Annotated in this window: 18 protein-coding genes; 12 read left to right on the forward strand and 6 right to left on the reverse strand. The window is 67.1% G+C overall.

Going from position 1 to position 15,404, the window contains the following annotated elements:
* Positions 1–5: 5 nt before the first annotated feature.
* Positions 6–2,789 (reverse strand): preprotein translocase subunit SecA, encoded by a 2,784-nt coding sequence (secA, locus tag ACN0WF_RS04985; RefSeq protein ID WP_417771673.1) that lies wholly within the window; start codon positions 2,787–2,789, stop codon positions 6–8.
* Between the two features lie 300 nt (positions 2,790–3,089).
* Between secA and ACN0WF_RS04990 the strand changes: the two genes are divergently transcribed.
* Positions 3,090–3,989, forward strand: a complete 900-nt coding sequence (locus tag ACN0WF_RS04990; protein WP_417771674.1) for a peptidylprolyl isomerase — start codon at positions 3,090–3,092, stop codon at positions 3,987–3,989.
* Between the two features lie 22 nt (positions 3,990–4,011).
* Here ACN0WF_RS04990 and ACN0WF_RS04995 read toward each other — a convergent pair whose 3' ends face one another.
* Positions 4,012–4,626: a TetR/AcrR family transcriptional regulator gene (locus tag ACN0WF_RS04995; RefSeq protein WP_417771675.1), complete on the reverse strand. Its 615-nt coding sequence runs from the start codon at positions 4,624–4,626 to the stop codon at positions 4,012–4,014.
* 254 nt (positions 4,627–4,880) lie between these two features.
* Here ACN0WF_RS04995 and ACN0WF_RS05000 point away from each other — a divergent pair, with 254 nt between their 5' ends.
* The 5 genes from ACN0WF_RS05000 to ACN0WF_RS05020 all read left to right on the forward strand — a co-directional run bounded on the left by ACN0WF_RS05000 (position 4,881) and on the right by ACN0WF_RS05020 (position 8,047).
* Entirely contained in the window at positions 4,881–5,168 is a 288-nt protein-coding gene (locus ACN0WF_RS05000; RefSeq protein ID WP_417771676.1) for a hypothetical protein, read from the forward strand.
* A gap of 75 nt (positions 5,169–5,243) precedes the next feature.
* Positions 5,244–6,476, forward strand: a complete 1,233-nt coding sequence (gene argJ / locus ACN0WF_RS05005; protein ID WP_417771677.1) for a bifunctional glutamate N-acetyltransferase/amino-acid acetyltransferase ArgJ — start codon at positions 5,244–5,246, stop codon at positions 6,474–6,476.
* On the forward strand, positions 6,473–7,312 hold the full coding sequence (locus ACN0WF_RS05010; RefSeq protein ID WP_417771678.1) for a GNAT family N-acetyltransferase: 840 nt from the start codon (positions 6,473–6,475) through the stop codon (positions 7,310–7,312). The genes argJ and ACN0WF_RS05010 overlap by 4 nt, the downstream gene beginning before the upstream one ends.
* Positions 7,313–7,378: 66 nt before the next feature.
* Positions 7,379–7,777, forward strand: coding sequence for an 8-oxo-dGTP diphosphatase MutT (mutT, locus tag ACN0WF_RS05015; protein ID WP_417771718.1), 399 nt, complete (start codon positions 7,379–7,381; stop codon positions 7,775–7,777).
* A gap of 54 nt (positions 7,778–7,831) precedes the next feature.
* Entirely contained in the window at positions 7,832–8,047 is a 216-nt protein-coding gene (locus tag ACN0WF_RS05020; RefSeq protein ID WP_417771679.1) for a Flp family type IVb pilin, read from the forward strand.
* A 77-nt stretch (positions 8,048–8,124) separates the two neighbouring features.
* Here the strand turns inward: ACN0WF_RS05020 and ACN0WF_RS05025 are convergent, their stop codons facing one another.
* Positions 8,125–9,051, reverse strand: coding sequence for a methyltransferase domain-containing protein (locus ACN0WF_RS05025; protein WP_417771680.1), 927 nt, complete (start codon positions 9,049–9,051; stop codon positions 8,125–8,127).
* 170 nt (positions 9,052–9,221) lie between these two features.
* On the opposite strand from ACN0WF_RS05025, the gene ACN0WF_RS05030 reads away from it, so the two are divergent.
* The 4 genes from ACN0WF_RS05030 to ACN0WF_RS05045 all read left to right on the forward strand — a co-directional run bounded on the left by ACN0WF_RS05030 (position 9,222) and on the right by ACN0WF_RS05045 (position 11,910).
* A complete protein-coding gene (locus ACN0WF_RS05030; protein WP_417771681.1) occupies positions 9,222–10,148 on the forward strand; it encodes a ComF family protein in 927 nt (308 codons plus the stop codon).
* 123 nt (positions 10,149–10,271) lie between these two features.
* On the forward strand, positions 10,272–10,526 hold the full coding sequence (grxC, locus tag ACN0WF_RS05035; protein ID WP_417771682.1) for a glutaredoxin 3: 255 nt from the start codon (positions 10,272–10,274) through the stop codon (positions 10,524–10,526).
* Between the two features lie 23 nt (positions 10,527–10,549).
* Positions 10,550–11,404 carry a carbon-nitrogen hydrolase family protein gene (locus ACN0WF_RS05040; RefSeq protein ID WP_417771683.1) on the forward strand — a complete coding sequence of 285 codons (855 nt, stop codon included), beginning with the start codon at positions 10,550–10,552 and terminating at the stop codon, positions 11,402–11,404.
* Positions 11,401–11,910, forward strand: a complete 510-nt coding sequence (locus tag ACN0WF_RS05045; RefSeq protein ID WP_417771684.1) for a DUF1178 family protein — start codon at positions 11,401–11,403, stop codon at positions 11,908–11,910. The genes ACN0WF_RS05040 and ACN0WF_RS05045 overlap by 4 nt, the downstream gene beginning before the upstream one ends.
* A gap of 70 nt (positions 11,911–11,980) precedes the next feature.
* On the opposite strand, the gene ACN0WF_RS05050 is transcribed toward ACN0WF_RS05045, so the two are convergent.
* Entirely contained in the window at positions 11,981–12,421 is a 441-nt protein-coding gene (locus ACN0WF_RS05050) for a MarR family winged helix-turn-helix transcriptional regulator (protein WP_417771685.1), read from the reverse strand.
* Positions 12,422–12,580: 159 nt separating this feature from the next.
* Here ACN0WF_RS05050 and ACN0WF_RS05055 point away from each other — a divergent pair, with 159 nt between their 5' ends.
* Together ACN0WF_RS05055 and ACN0WF_RS05060 are read left to right on the forward strand one after the other, a co-directional pair.
* Positions 12,581–13,006 (forward strand): VOC family protein, encoded by a 426-nt coding sequence (locus tag ACN0WF_RS05055; protein ID WP_417771686.1) that lies wholly within the window; start codon positions 12,581–12,583, stop codon positions 13,004–13,006.
* Between the two features lie 20 nt (positions 13,007–13,026).
* Positions 13,027–13,383 carry a DUF1428 domain-containing protein gene (locus ACN0WF_RS05060; protein ID WP_417771687.1) on the forward strand — a complete coding sequence of 119 codons (357 nt, stop codon included), beginning with the start codon at positions 13,027–13,029 and terminating at the stop codon, positions 13,381–13,383.
* Here ACN0WF_RS05060 and ACN0WF_RS05065 read toward each other — a convergent pair whose 3' ends face one another.
* Together ACN0WF_RS05065 and ACN0WF_RS05070 are read right to left on the reverse strand one after the other, a co-directional pair.
* Positions 13,384–14,577: a porin gene (locus tag ACN0WF_RS05065; protein WP_417771688.1), complete on the reverse strand. Its 1,194-nt coding sequence runs from the start codon at positions 14,575–14,577 to the stop codon at positions 13,384–13,386.
* 115 nt (positions 14,578–14,692) lie between these two features.
* Positions 14,693–15,388 (reverse strand): alpha/beta fold hydrolase, encoded by a 696-nt coding sequence (locus tag ACN0WF_RS05070; RefSeq protein ID WP_417771689.1) that lies wholly within the window; start codon positions 15,386–15,388, stop codon positions 14,693–14,695.
* Between the last annotated feature and the right edge of the window lie 16 nt (positions 15,389–15,404).

Here is a 15,404-nt window from a genome sequence, read left to right on the forward strand (position 1 = left end):
CGCGCTCAGGTGAGCGCGCCGTGGCAGTGCTTGTACTTCTTGCCCGATCCGCACGGGCAGGCTTCGTTGCGGCCGACCTTGCCCCACGTCGAGGGGACGTTCGGGTCGCGCGGTCCGCCCGGTGCCGTCCCGGCGGCATTGCCCTCGTCGAACTCGTTCTCGCCGGTGAGCGGGTCGCGGTGTTCGGCGTGCATTTGCGGCAGGTCGCTGTCGGAGGGCAGCGACGGCGCCTCCTCCTGGACGAGCTCCACGCGCATGAGCTGGGCGGTGGTCGCCTGGCGCAGGTTCGCGAGCATCACCTCGAACAGCGTGAAGGCCTCGGTCTTGTACTCCTGCAGCGGATCGCGCTGGGCGTAGCCGCGGAAGCCGACGACCGACCGCAGGTGGTCGAGATTGGCCAGATGCTCGCGCCACAGGTGGTCGAGGGTCTGGAGAAGGACCGCCTTCTCCACCTGGCGCATGATCTGCGGGGAATACTGGCCGACCTTGCGGGCCATGGCCTCGTCGGCCGCCGTCTTGAGGCGCTCGATGACCTCCTCGCCGGCGATGCCTTCCTCCTTGGCCCAGTCGACCACCGGCAGCTCGAGAGCGAGATACTGGCGCACCTCCGCCTCAAGGCCTTCCGTGTCCCACTGCTCGGGATAGGCCCGCTCGGGAATGTGGCGGGCGACCATTTCCTCGATGACATCGTGGCGCATGTCGGTGACGGTTTCGGCCACCGCCTCGCCGTCCATGAGGTCGATGCGCTGCTCGAACACGACCTTGCGCTGGTCGTTCATGACGTCGTCGAACTTCAGCAGGTTCTTGCGGATGTCGAAGTTGCGCGCCTCGACCTTCTGCTGTGCCTTGGCCAGGGCCCGGTTGATCCAGGGATGGACGATCGCCTCGCCATCCTTGAGACCGAGCTTCTGCAGCATGCCTTCCATTCGGTCGGAGCCGAAGATGCGCATCAGATCGTCCTGAAGCGACAGGAAGAACTTGGAATGTCCGGGATCGCCCTGGCGGCCGGAGCGACCGCGCAGCTGGTTGTCGATGCGCCGGCTCTCGTGGCGCTCTGTGCCGATGACATAGAGGCCGCCGGCCTCCTTGGCCATCGTCTTGCGTTCCTCGATGTCGGCGAGGATCGCGGCCTCTTTCTCGGTGCGCTCCGGCCCCTCGGGCATGTCGCCGAGCTCGCGGGCGAAGCGCATCTCGGAGTTGCCGCCGAGCTGGATGTCGGTGCCGCGGCCGGCCATGTTGGTGGCGATGGTCACGGCGCCGGGCAGGCCGGCCTGCGAGATGATCGTCGCTTCCTGCTCGTGGTAGCGGGCGTTGAGCACGGCGAAGATCTTCGCCGTGGTGGCACCACCGGCGGAGAACAACGGCTCGAAGGCGTTCAGATCGTTGACGTCGACCTGCTTGTAGCCGGCCTCCCGCAAGCGGGTGGCGAGCAGTTCCGACTTCTCGATCGAGGTGGTGCCGACGAGCACGGGCTGGCCGCGCGTCTTGCAGTCGTCGATGAGCTCGACGATGGCGTCGTATTTCTCCGCGACCGAGCGATAGACCTCGTCGTCGTCGTCGATGCGGCGGACGGGCAGGTTGGTCGGGATGTCGACGACCTCGAGCCCGTAGATGTTGGCGAACTCCTCGGCCTCGGTGTCGGCGGTGCCGGTCATGCCGGCAAGCTTGTCATAGAGGCGGAAGTAGTTCTGGAAGGTGATCGATGCCAGCGTCTGGTTCTCGGGCTGGATCTGTACCTTCTCCTTGGCCTCCAGCGCCTGGTGCAGGCCCTCGGAGTAGCGTCGGCCCGGCATCATGCGGCCGGTGAACTCGTCGATGATGACGACCTCCCGGTTGCGCACGATGTAGTCCTTGTCGCGCTGGAAAAGCTTGTGCGCCTTCAGCGCCTGCTGCAGGTGGTGAACGACGGAGACGTTCTCCAGATCGTAGAGGCCCTCGCCCTTGAGCAGGCCGGCCTCGCGCAGCAGCGTCTCGAGCTTCTCGTTGCCGGCTTCGGTGAAGCTCGCCGAACGCTGCTTCTCGTCCAGCTCGAAGTCGCCCGCCTCGAGCGCCGGGATGAAGGCGTCGATGGTGTTGTAGAACTCGCTGCGGTCCTCGAGCGGGCCGGAGATGATCAGCGGCGTGCGCGCCTCGTCGATGAGGATCGAGTCGACCTCGTCGACGATCGCGAAGTGATGCCCGCGCTGCACCATCGAGCCGCGCTCGTACTTCATGTTGTCGCGCAGGTAGTCGAAGCCGAACTCGTTGTTGGTGCCGTAGGTCACGTCCGCGGCATAGGCCTCGCGGCGCTCCTCGTCGGTCAACCCGTGGACAATGACGCCCGTGGTGAGGCCGAGGAAGCGGTAGATGCGGCCCATCCAGTCGGCGTCGCGCGAGGCGAGATAGTCGTTGACCGTGACGACGTGGACGCCCTTGCCCTCCAGGGCGTTCAGGTAGACGGCGAGCGTGGCGACGAGCGTCTTGCCCTCGCCTGTGCGCATCTCCGAGATCTGGCCCGCGTCGAGAACCATGCCGCCGATGAGCTGAACGTCGTAGTGACGCTGGCCGAGGACGCGGCGCGCCGCCTCCCGGACGGTGGCGAAGGCGGGTTCCAGGAGGGTGTCGAGCTTTTTGCCCGCGCTCAGTTCCTCGCGGAAGACGCGGGTGCGGTCGCGCAGTTCGTCGTCGCTGAGCTTGCGAAGATCGTCCTCCAGCGCGTTGATGGCCGCAACCCGGTTCCGCAGTTGCTTGACGCGACGATCGTTCGCGGTTCCGAAGAGCTTTCTGGCGATTGCGCCGAGGCCGGCCATGTGGCGGTCCTTATCCTTGACTGGGCAGCCGCCCGATAGTCAGCGCAGGCGACGATCCACTGATCATATTGACGATACGGGCGCGTGCCGGCCTCAGATCCGCCGCATTGCGAAGGGAGAGGGACGCACGCTCGACAAAAGGGGTCGGCCGGCCGCACGGCCGGGCCGTTCGACAGATAAGAGGGGGTCCGAAGGTTGTCAACGCCGCGTCTTTTGCGCCAGTGTGCCGGCGACGCGATCCGGGCCCTTCGCGACCTCACCACCCGAGCGGACCGCGATCATGGAGCGGAAGGAGAGAGAATGACATTTCATCTTAGCGCAGCACGCGGCAAGGCCCTGCTTGGCGGCGTCATGACGGCCCTTTTCATCGGCGTCGCGGGCATCGCGCATGCGCAGGATCCGGGCGATGCTGTCGCCAAGGTCGGCGACACGACGATCACCGAAGCCGATCTCGCCTTCGCCTCGCGCGACTTCGCCGACCAGCTGCGCCAGGTTCCGCCGACCCAGTGGCGCCCGGTGCTGACCGACGTGATGGTCGACATGCAGGTGATGGCCAATGCGGCGCGCGCGGCCGGCATCGACAAGGAGCCCGACTTCGAGCGCCAGCTCGAATTCCTCAAGACCCGTGCCCTGCGCAACGCCTATCTGGCGCGCGAAGTGGAGCAGAAGGTCACCGAGGCGGACGTCAAGGCTGCCTATGACAAGGAATTCTCCAACTACGTCGGCGAGGAGGAGCGTCATGCGCGCCATATCCTGCTGAAGACCAAGGAGGAGGCCGAGGAGGTCATCAAGGCGCTCAAGGACGGCGGCAACTTCGAGGAACTGGCCAAGGAGAAGTCGACCGGCCCATCGGGTCCCAACGGCGGCGATCTCGGCTATTTCACCAAGGGCCGGATGGTCAAGGAATTCGAGGATGCTGCCTTCAACCTGGAAGTCGGCAAGTTCACCGAAGAGCCGGTGGAGACCCAGTTCGGCTGGCATGTGATCAAGGTCGAGGATGCCCGCAAGCAGGCCGCGCCGGAGCTTGACGCGGTGAGCGAGCGGATCCGTCAGGATCTGCTGCGCGAGCGCTACGCCGCGCTGATGGAAGACCTCAAGGCGAAGACCAAGATCGAGATCATCGCTCCGGCCGAGGACCCGGCCAAGGCGGAAGATGCGACCAAGGCCGGCGAGACGCCCGAAGCGCCCAAGGCCGACTGAGCGGACGGCCCCGGGCCTGCCTTCAGGCTCGCCAGCTTTCCACGAACAGCGAGACGGCCGCCTTCACGGCGGCCGTTTCCATGTCCAGCCGTCCGGTCAGCAGCCGACACCAGGCGAGGCTGATCACCAAGTCCATGGCGCTGGCCGGGTCGATGCCGCTCGCGATCTCGCCGCGCGCCTGGGCCCGGCGGATCATCTGCGAGGAATGGGCGATGCGCTCGTCGAGATAGGCGCGCAGGGCCTCGGCCGCGGTTTCGTCACTTTGCGCCTCGGCAATGATGGAGCGAAAGATCGCCCCGCTCGGCGTTTCGCGCCACAGGCGCAGCAGTCCTTCCAGGAAAATCGCGAGATCGTCGGCGAGCCGGCCGGTGTCCGGGTCGGGCATTCCCTGCTTCTGCCGGTGATAGATGTCGACAAGAAGGGCGGCCTTGCTCGGCCACCAGCGGTAGATGGTCGGCTTGCCCGCATGGGCGCGTCGGGCGACGGCCTCGATGGAAAAGCGCGCGTAGCCATCCTTTTCGAGGATCTCGGCCGCCGCCTTGCGGATGGCGTCGGCGCTGGCCGGATTGCGCTTCGCGCCGATCGACTTGCGCGCCGCGCCGGGGCGGGGGGCGGCGTCGGTCGAATCCTGGCTCATTTTCTGTCGGTCCCTTCCGTCCCGTTTCGTTGTTTTTTCGGGGCCGGTTCTGATGCCGTGCCTCCAAGCGTCGCACTTTTCCTTCTAGCACGGGTCTTGACTAAACGAAACGGGCCGTTTAGATGCAGTTTAATACGAAACGGTTCGTATCGTTTTATTTCGGTCCGTCCGGCGGGAAAAGGCGCGGGACCCGTGTCCGGCACGATCCCGTTCCATCCCGTCGCCCTGTGGGGCCGAACGTTCAGGAGCCGTCGATGTCCGTCCAAACCGCAAATGCCCGGGGCGCCGAAGTGGCCGAGCCCGTCGTCCAGCGTGTCCAGTCGCGCCCGCGCTTCGCGCTTCTGGTGTTTTCCGGCGTCTATCCGCTGGTGACGCTGCTCCTCTATGCGATCAGTCCGCTGACCGCGGACTGGGCCTTGTGGCAGCGCACGCTGGTGCTGGTGCCGCTGGTGGTCGTCTCGATGGTGTGGGGGCTGATCCCGTTCCTCTACCGTCGGTTCTTTTCCTTCATCCATCCTGAGCGGTGCGTCGCCGGGCGTTAGGACTTGCGTCGCGGCGGGGGTTCGGGCAAGGCTCGCCCGGATCGATTTTCCCCCAGCACTTCAGGAGAGTGCCCGATGTCCAGCGCCGTCTCGCCACTCGCGCCGAAATCCTATCCCGAACTGCCGGAGGTCGGCGGCGTGCGCTTCGCGACCGCGCAGGCCGGCATCAAGTATGCCGGGCGCACGGACGTGCTGATGATGCTCTTTGATGCCGGTGCTGATGTCGCTGGCGTCTTCACCCGCTCGCGCTGCCCCTCGGCTGCCGTCGACTGGTGTCGCGACAGCCTGAAGGGCGGGCGCGCCCGCGCGCTGCTTGTCAACTCCGGCAATGCCAATGCCTTCACCGGCAGGAAGGGCAAGGAAGCGACGGAATTGTCGGCGCGCCTGGCCGCCGCCGCCGCGGGCTGTGCGCCCGGCGAGGTGTTCCTCGCTTCGACCGGCGTCATCGGCGAGCCGCTGCCGGCGGAGCGGTTTTCCGGCGTGGTCGACAGGCTCGCCGGCGCCGCGACGGCCGGAAGCTGGCAGGAGGCGGCCCGGGCGATCATGACCACCGACACCTATCCCAAGGCGGTGAGCCGCCGGGTGAAGGTGGGCGACACGGATGTGGTGCTGAACGGCATTGCCAAGGGAGCGGGCATGATCGCGCCCGACATGGCGACGATGCTGTCCTTCCTGGTCACCGACGCCGCGATTTCGGCACCCGCGCTTCAGGCGCTGCTGTCGGGCACGGTCGGTGACACGTTCAACGCCATCACCATCGATGGTGACACCTCGACCTCCGATACGGTCCTGCTGTTCGCCACCGGGGCTGCCGGTGGGGCGCGCATCGAAAGCGCCGACGATCCGCGGCTGGCCGACTTCAAGGTCGCGCTTGGCGATCTGATGCGCGAACTGGCACAGATGATCGTCAAGGACGGCGAGGGTGCGCGCAAGTTCGTCGAGATTACCGTGACGGGTGCCGAAAGCGACGCGTCGGCGCGGCGTATCGGCTTTTCCATCGCCAATTCGCCACTGGTCAAGACGGCGGTCGCCGGCGAGGACGCCAACTGGGGCCGCATCGTCATGGCCGTCGGCAAGGCAGGCGAGCCGGCCGACCGTGACCGGCTGGCGATCTGGTTCGGCGACGTGCGCGTCGCCGTCGACGGCGAGCGCGACGCGGACTATTCGGAGGCAGCTGCCTCGGCGGTCATGCGCGAGGAGTTCATTCCGGTGCGCGTCGACCTCGGCCTCGGCGAGGGACGCTCGACCGTATGGACCTGCGATCTCACCAAGGAATATGTCGCGATCAACGGCGACTATCGCTCGTGAGCCACGAGACTGCCTGGCCGGGCGGTCTCGTCGCGGCCATCGAGGAGGCGAACGTCAACGCCTTTCCAAGCGCCATGGCGCATTTCGATGGCCGCTGGATGCTGCGTCTTTCGCCGGGAAATCCGGCACGCCGGGTGAACTCGCTCAACATCTACGACGCATCCGACGATGCGGACGCCGGAGACCGGCTTGCCGCGGCGCAGGCGCTCTTCGCCAGTCATGGCGTGCCCTTCCATTTGCGCCGCACGCCGCTGACGCCTGCGGCGGTGCTCGACCTCTGCGACCGGCGCGGCTGGCCGCAAGCCGGGCGGAGCGACGTCTGGGCGCGGCGGATCGCGGATGCGCCTGCGTGCGGCGTCGCGGCGGCGGATGCAGCGGGCGCGACGATCCAGACAACGGATCTCGCCTCGTGGCTGACGGCCTTCGCCGAGACAGGGGGAACCCGGCCCGAGACGGTGACGCCGGTGGCGCTGGAACAACTCGGGTCGGCGCTTTCGCGGGTGGCTTCACCGCGCGTTTGCCTTGTCGCGCGCGATGAGGCGGGGCGTGCCTCGGGCGTTGCGGTGGCGATCGCGGATCGCGGCCTTCTCGGTATCTATGATGTTGCGGTTGCTCCCGGCGCTCGCCGCCAGGGCCTTGGCGCACGGCTGGTCGAGGCCTGCCTCGCAGCCGGCCGGGCGGCCGGCGCGGACACCGCCTGGCTGCAGGTGACGGCGGAGAACGGCCCCGCCCGGGCGCTCTATGCCGGCCTCGGCTTTTCCCATGTCTATGACTATGCCTACCGGCACCCGCCGGCCGGGGACGCGAAACCGGTGCGCTCGCCGGAGGTCGCCTGACCGCGGCTTGCGGTCATGGTGAGCGAAACCTTAGCCAGGCGTGCCGAAACGAAACGGGGTCAACGCATGAAACTTCTGCTCGTCGCGGCTTGCGCGCTTCTTGATGTCGACAACCGGGTGCTCATTGCCCAGCGACCGCAGGGCAAGGCGATGGCCGGCCTGTGGGAATTCCCGGGCGGAAAGGTCGAACCGGGCGAGCGGCCGGAAGAGGCGCTCATCCGAGAACTGGCCGAGGAACTCGGGATCACGGTTAAGAAAGAGTGCCTCGCACCGCTCACATTCGCGAGCCACGCTTATGAGGACTTTCACTTGCTGATGCCACTTTATGTGTGCCGACGATGGTCGGGCACGGTGGCGGGCCGGGAAGGCCAGGCGATCAAATGGGTGAGAGCGGTGAAGCTTCGGGACTATCCGATGCCGCCGGCGGACGAACCTCTCATTCCGCATCTGATCGATCTGGGCTAGACCTGAAATAACGAGAAACCGCCAGCGTGACGCAGTCAGGGACAGGACCGGGTCATGCAGTTTCATCGCGACGCTTCGGGCGGACAGAGCGGGCTTTCGAGCGGGACCGTGCGGACATTCCTGCGCGACGAGAGCGGCGAGACGGCCGTTGAATACACGCTGATCGTGGGGCTCATCTCGCTCGCCATCTTCACCGCACTCTCCAGCATCGCCACGGTTTTGAACGATGATGTCTTCGGCGTCATCGCTTCGGCGGCTGCGTCGATCTGACCATCATTTCGGATGCGGGCGCGCTCAGGCGTGCGTCCGCGACGTTGCCGCGCCGGGCGCGGCCGCTGCAGGACGCGTCAGTCCTCTTTCCCACCTTTGCCTTTTGTATCGAAAGCCGACAGCGCGTCGGCCAGGCTGACCTTTGCCGAGCCTGGCTTCAGCGGCTTCTGCTGGCTTTCATGCGGCGCCCATCCCGATAGCGAGACGATGTCGAATGTGGCGCGGATGCGTCCGTCGGCGTCCGCGTGCGCATTTGCGTAGATCTCGCCGGCGCGGGCGATGATCGCGCGCGAAAGCGGCGTGCGCGCGCGCTCGGCGAGCATGTTGGTTGCCCCCATGGCCCGCAGGTCGCGGATCAGGGCGAACATGCTGTCGTAGCGCACCGTGACCCGGTCGACGTCGGCGACGGGAAGCGCGAAGCCGGCGCGTTGCAGCAGCGCCCCCAGCCCACGCGTGTCGGCGAAGGGGACGACGCGCGGCGCGGCACCACCGGAGATCTCCAGCTCCGCCCGCATCAGGCAGTCCTTCAGCTCGAACAGCGTGTCGCCGCCAAGCACGCTTGCCAGGAACAGGCCGTCCGGCTTCAGCGACCGGCGGATCTGGATCAGCGCGCCGGGAAGGTCGTTGACCAGATGGAGCGACAGCGCGGAGGCAATGAGGTCGACGCTCGCCTCGGCAAAGGGTGGCAGGGCGTCATCGACGACGAGATCAGCACCGGGAACGTTGGGATCCGCGATGAAGAGATCGGCGCGAAGCGCGCGGCCGATGCGCGGATGCGTCGCGAGAACTCCTGCAAGACGTCCGGTGTGGCCGCCAAGATCGACGGCAATGGAGAAGTCGCGGGTCACCGCAAGCAACCGGTCGGCCATATCGGCGACCGCGTGGGCGAGCAGGAAGTCCGCTCCCTCGACGGCGCGGCGCAGGGCGCGGGCGCGTCGCTGCGCCAGCAGAGGCCGGTCGAAGAGGTCGGGCCGCGTCGGCGCCGTCGGATCCTGCGAGGCCATGGCGTGTCGTTCCCTGGTGGGCTTGCGTCGGGCCGCGCGGTGCGTGCAACCTGATCGCAACCTGTGGTTATGTCGTGCTATCGTCGCCGTGGCGACGGTTCCGCGCCGGTGAACCATGCCGGACCGTCACGGTCAATGGTCAACGGTCATCTGGCGGCAAGGGGAGGCACATGTCCGGGACGGGAGGAGTGGAGAGCGAGAGGGAATGGATCCCCTGCGGCGTTCCCTCCCTGCACGGGGACGATGCGGATCCGATGGCGGCCCTGCATCTGAGCGAAACGCGCGGCGGCGGGCGCGCGCGCGCGCCGTTCTCTCCGGGGCCGGCGCTGGTCCGGTTTGCCGCCGTCGCCTCCTGTGTCGCCGGCGCTGCCTTGCGGCTGGCGCTGCCGCCGACCTGCCTTGCCTGCGACCGGCTCGTCGCTTCCGATCAGGCCCTTTGCGCGAAGTGCTGGAGCGCCATGACCTTTCTCGCGCCGCCCTGGTGCGCGCGGCTCGGGCTGCCCTTCGCCTATGATCTCGGTGAAGGCGCCCTGTCGCCCCGGGCCATTGCCCACCCGCCCGTCTTCGACAGGCTGCGGGCGGTCGCCGCCTACGAGGGGCCTGCGCGGGCGCTGGTGTCGCGGCTCAAGTATCACGACCGCCCGACGGCGGCGCGTATGATGGGGCGGCTGATGGCACTCGCCGGTGCGGAACTCCTGAAGCGGGAAGAGGGGGTGCCGCCGCCGCTGCTGGTGCCGGTGCCGCTGCACCGGTTGCGCCACTGGAGCCGACGCTACAACCAGGCGGCACTGCTGGCCCGCGAAGTGGGCGCGCGCAGCGGCCTCGAGGTGGCGCCGGCGCTGCTTGAGCGCGTGCGCGCGACGAAACGGCAGGTCGGGCTTGATGCAAAGGCGCGGGCGACGAATGTGCGCGGCGCCTTTGCCGTCAGCGCCTCCGGCGTGTTGCGGATCGCGGCGCGGCGGGTGATCCTGGTGGACGATGTCTTCACCACCGGCGCAACGGTACAGGCGGCGACGCGCGCCTTGCTCAGGGCGGGAGCCTCGGGCGTCGATGTGCTGGCTTTCGCCCATGCCGGGGCGGATGCGCCGATCAGCTAGCCGGCGTCGGGGGTTGCGTTTGCCGCGCGGAGATCAATATATCGCCGGCAAGGCAATTTCCGACGTGCCGGCCACTGGCCGAAAAGATGCGCGTCGCACGGATCAGCAAGGGACGACAACACCATGGCGGTCGAGATCTATACGCGTCAGATGTGCGGGTACTGCACGCGGGCGAAGTCGCTTCTCCAGAAGAAGGGCGTCGCGTTTCGCGAGTATGACGCGACCTTCGATCCGCAGATGCGCAAGGAGATGATCCAGCGCACCAAGGGCGCGGCGACCTTTCCGCAGATCTTCATCGGCGATACCCATGTGGGCGGCTGCGACGAACTGATGTCGCTGGAACGTTCCGGCAAGCTCTCAGCGCTGCTGGACGCATAGGACGGGACAACGCGGAGATTGTCATGAGCAAGCTGACAGCCGGACTGGTCCAGATGCGCAGCGGGCGCGACGTGGCGGCGAACATCGCCGACGCGAGTGCTATGATCCGCGCCGCGGCGAGGGACGGGGCGACCTATGTCCAGACGCCGGAGATGACCAATCTGCTGGAGCGCAGCCGCTCCGATCTCTTCGCCAAGATCCGCCCCGAGGCGGAGGATGCCTCCGTTGCCGCCTTCGCGGCGCTTGCCGCCGAACTTGGCATTTACCTGCACATCGGCTCGCTGGCGATCCGCACCGGCGAGGAGAGCGCCGTCAACCGGGCCTTCCTGTTCTCGCCCGAGGGGGCGATCCTGGCGCGCTACGACAAGATCCACATGTTCGACGTCGACCTCGCCAATGGCGAGAGCTGGCGCGAATCAGCCACCTATCGGCCGGGCGGGGAGACGCTTGTCATCGACCTCGCCGGCATGCGGCTTGGCGTGGCGATCTGCTACGACATCCGCTTCCCGGCGATCTTCCGCATGCAGGCGGGCGCCGGGGCACTGGCACTTTCCGCGCCAGCCGCCTTTACCCGCCAGACAGGTGCGGCGCACTGGCATGTGCTGCAGCGGGCGCGGGCCATCGAAAACGGCGCCTTCGTGCTGTCCGCCGCGCAGGGCGGTGTCCACGAGGACGGGCGCGAGACCTACGGCCACAGCCTCGTCGTCGACCCCTGGGGCAAGGTGGTCGCCGAGATCGACGGGGATGCGCCCGGACATCTTTGCGCCGAGATCGACCTGGCGGCGGCGCTTGCAGCGCGCCAGCGCATTCCAGCGATTGCCAACCAGCGCGACTTCGCGTTGCGGGTCGTCGCCGCGCGAGCGGAGGCGGCCGAGTGATCCGGTTCTCCTTGCGCTGCGACAACGGCCACGGTTTCGAGGGCTGGTTTCGCGGCAACGATGATTTCAACGGCCAGAAGGAACGCGGCCTCGTTACCTGTCCGGCCTGCGGGTCCGCGGCGGTCGAGAAGGCGCTGATGGCCCCGTCGGTCGCGACCGCGCGCAAGCGCGAGGAGCGGGCCGAACAGCTTTCCCGCGCTCCCATGGCGCAGGCCGGTGCGTCGGTGGATGCGCCCGCGGGGAAAGCACCTGCAGCGCCCGCGGTGTCCCCGAGCGGGCCGCAGGCGGCCGATCTTGCCGCCAGACTGCGGGCGCTCAAGGCGGAGATGCTCGCCAGTGCTGTCGATGTCGGCACGGCCTTTCCGGAGGAGGCGCGCAAGATCCACTACGGCGAGGCGGAAGCGCGGGGCATTTATGGCGCGGCCTCTGGCGAGGAGGTGCGCGAACTCCTCGACGAGGGCATTCAGGTTCTGCCGCTTCCCGTGCTGCCCGAAGACCGCAACTGACGTCTTCCGGGCGTTCTTCCCGATTGCTCGCCGGACCTGGACGCCGGCTCGGGCTCGATTGCTCGCCGGCTCAGGCGATGCGCCGCAGTGCCTGACGCAAGGCTTCCGGATCCATCGGTGCAAGCTCGCGGTCGATTTCCGCATGGGTCTCGCGCCAGACCGGCAGGGCGGCGATCAGTGCGGCATGTCCCTCTTCCGTCAACGCCAGGCGCCGGCTCCTGCGGTCCTTCGGATCGGGCTCGATGGTGAGCAGGCTGCGCCGCTCCAGCGGTTTCAGCGCGGCGGTGAGCGTCGTGCGGTCCATGGCGAGCAGGCGGGCGACCGGAGCCAGCGTCGGCGGTTCGGGCCGGTTCAGCGACATCAGCAGAGAGAACTGGCCGTTGGTCAGACCGAAGGGGCGCAGGACCTCGTCAAACCGCCGTGCGAGCGCGCGTGCGGCACGTTGCGCGTGCAGGCAGAGGCAGTTGTCGCGCACCTCGATCGTGGCGTCGAACGGAAGTTTCTTTGACATGATCTAAATATGTTGATATCAACCTAAAAAGCAATCGAACGCTCGTTAAATCCGGCTCTTTCCAACAGGAAAGTCAGGATCTTGAGGGGCTTTTGCGCGCCAGGGGCGTGGCTGTGACGAGGTTGCTGGGGCGCATTCAGCGTCGGGAGGAGAGGTGAAATGAGGAAGATGATTTTCGTGAACCTGCCGGTCGCCGATCTCGACCGGTCGGTTGCCTTTCACGAAGCCATGGGGGCGGTGAAGGATCCGATGTTCAGCAACGAGACAGCAGCGAAGCTGACCTATTCCGACGAAATCCACCTGATGCTGCTGACCCACGCGCGGTTCGCGGATTTCACCGACAAGGATCGCGTCGACGCGAAGCACCAGGCGCAGGTGTTGATCTGCTTCTCGGCCGAGAGTCGGGGCGAGGTGGACGAACTCGCCGAACGCGCCGGCGCTCGGGGCGGGCGCAAGGATCCGGGGCCGGTGCAGGACTACGGCTTCATGTATGGCCGCAGCTACGAGGACCCGGACGGGCATATCTTCGAGCTGGTCTGGATGGACATGGAGGCCGCGACCGCGGCGATGGGGGCTGCGGGTTGAGGAAAGAGGAGGGATTTGAAATGAGCTATGTGACAGGGGTTGTCATGGCGGTGCCGGAAGCCCGAAAGGAGGCGTTCCGCGCCCACGCGCAGGCGGCGGCAAAGCTGTTTCTCGAATTCGGCGCGACCAGGGTGACGGAGTGCTGGGGCGACGACGTGCCGGAGGGAAAGGTCACCGATTTTCGCGGCGCGGTGAAAGCGGAGGAGGGCGAGGTCGTTGTCTTCAGCTGGATGGAGTTTCCGTCCAGGGAGGTTCGAGATGCGGCCCTCGAGAAGATGATGAGCGATCCGCGCATGGGGGAGATCGGCGAGATGCCATTCGACGGCAAGCGCATGATCTTCGGCGGGTTCGAGGGGCTGGTCGACCTGCGGGCCTGATCAGAAGTCGCGCTGCACGCGCACCAGGGTCACAAACTGGTTGCCGTCGGCAAGGCCGGCGGCGCGATAGTCGACATTGCGGAACTCGCCCTCGAGGCCGATCGCAAGACCTGCGACCGGTCGCCACTCGATGTTGCCGTTTACGCCGATCTGGCGGAAGTCGTAGGCCTGCCCGAGCGCATCGACCTTGTGCCAGCCGCCTTCCAGGTTGGCCGCCCAATGGGCGTTGAACTCGTGGCGGAGGCCGGCGACCAGGTTCCAGGTGGTGGTCAGCTTGGTGCGGGCGCCATCGGTGATCGCATCGGAGATGCGTCCGTCCCAGCTGTCCACCGCATAACGGCTCGCGCCATGGGTGTAGATGGCCTGCAGCATCAAGCGGTCCTTCGGGCCGATCACCGGCAGCTTCACCTCGACGCCCGCGCCAAGCGCGTAGCCGATGCGGGTTTTGCCGGGACCGGCTGCAAACATCACCTGGTGCAGTGCGCCCATCGCCTGTGCGCCACCCCAGTCGCCATCATGCTTGAGCCTGGCGACGATGTCGGGCATGCGCGGCCCACCGGAGGCGATCACGGTGGCTGGTGCGCCGAGCTGGACGAGATTGGTGCGGCGCTTGGAATTGTCCTCAATCGCGAGCGTCGCGCTCAGGCCGTCGGCAAGCTCGCCGGTATAGGAGACCGACCACAGCTTGGTGTTGGAATAGTCGGTGAAGATCGCGCCATAGGCATAACCCGTCCAATAGTCCCAGACGGACTGGGTCTTGCCGATGGTGAAACCGCCAAGCGAGATGAAGGCATGGTCGATGCCGACGGTCGTCGTGGCCGTTGCACCGCTGTCGGCGGTCAGAAACGCTTCCACATAGGTTCGCAGCAGGCCGTATTCCGTGTCACTGCGGCTGTCGAAGCGGGCATAGCCGCGCGCGCGCGTTTGGGTGGAATTGTCGGTGCGGTCATCCCAGGCACTGGCCATGTCGCCGAAGCCCCGCACCCGGTATTCGGCACGCACCCGGCCGCTGACACGCAGGCAGGTCTGGGTTCCAGGCACGTAGAAGAAGCCACTGCCATAGGCGTCGCAGACGCGCACATAGTCGACGGGTTCGACCTGCGTGGGCGAAGCTCCGGCCGCGCCGGCGTTCTCCCCGGCACCGGCCAGGAAAAGGGCTGCAAGGCTCACGGCGATGCTGTGGCGGGTGGTCATGGCAGTAGCTCCTTCTGGCCCTGGAGGGGGAGGGCTCAAGTCTGGCAAGGTGCTGAGACACGCATGTGGCAGCGGGGGACGGTGGCCCCTGGCTCCGTCTGATCGGGTGCGCTGGTCAGCAGTTCAGGAATTCGACAAGCCGGGCGGAGGTCTCGTCCGGTGCCTCGAGCGTCGGCAGATGGCCGCAGTTGGCGATGATCTCGAGCCGGCTGCCGGCGATGCGCTCTTGCATTTCACGCGCGCGTTCCGGCGGGGTCAGCCGGTCGCCGTCGCCGACGACGATCATCGTCGGGCAGGTGATCGCCGACAGCCCGGGGCGGGAATCGATCCGGCCCATGATCGCCGCCTGCTGGCGGGCAAAGGCCTCGACTCCGGTGTCGCGGGCCATGGCGAAGACGGCGGCGCGCAGGCCGGCATCGTTCTCGTGGCGCTCATGCACGAAGAGCGGGAACAGGGCGCCGATCACGTCGTCGAAGCGCCCGGCGGCCGCAAGCGCGACCTGACGCTTGCGGTTTTCCGTCTGTTCGGGCGCGTCGGCGCGCGCGGCGGTGTCGAGCAGGACAAGCCTGGCGACCCGCTCCGGCGCCTGGCGCAGGACCTCCATGGCGACATAACCGCCCATGGAAAGCCCGGCGAGGGCAAAGCGGGACGGGGCGTTTTCGAGCAGGCGCGCGGCAATGGCCGGGATCGTGTCGTCGCTGCGGTGATCGGCCACGTCGATCGTCATGCCATCGACGGACAGGGCCGCGATCTGCGGGGCGTAGAGCGCCCGGGTGCAAAGCAGGCCCGGGACGAGGACAAGCGGATCCATCGGCATTTTGTCCTTC

The organism is Stappia sp. (genome assembly GCF_048268045.1).
Classification (GTDB): domain Bacteria; phylum Pseudomonadota; class Alphaproteobacteria; order Rhizobiales; family Stappiaceae; genus Stappia.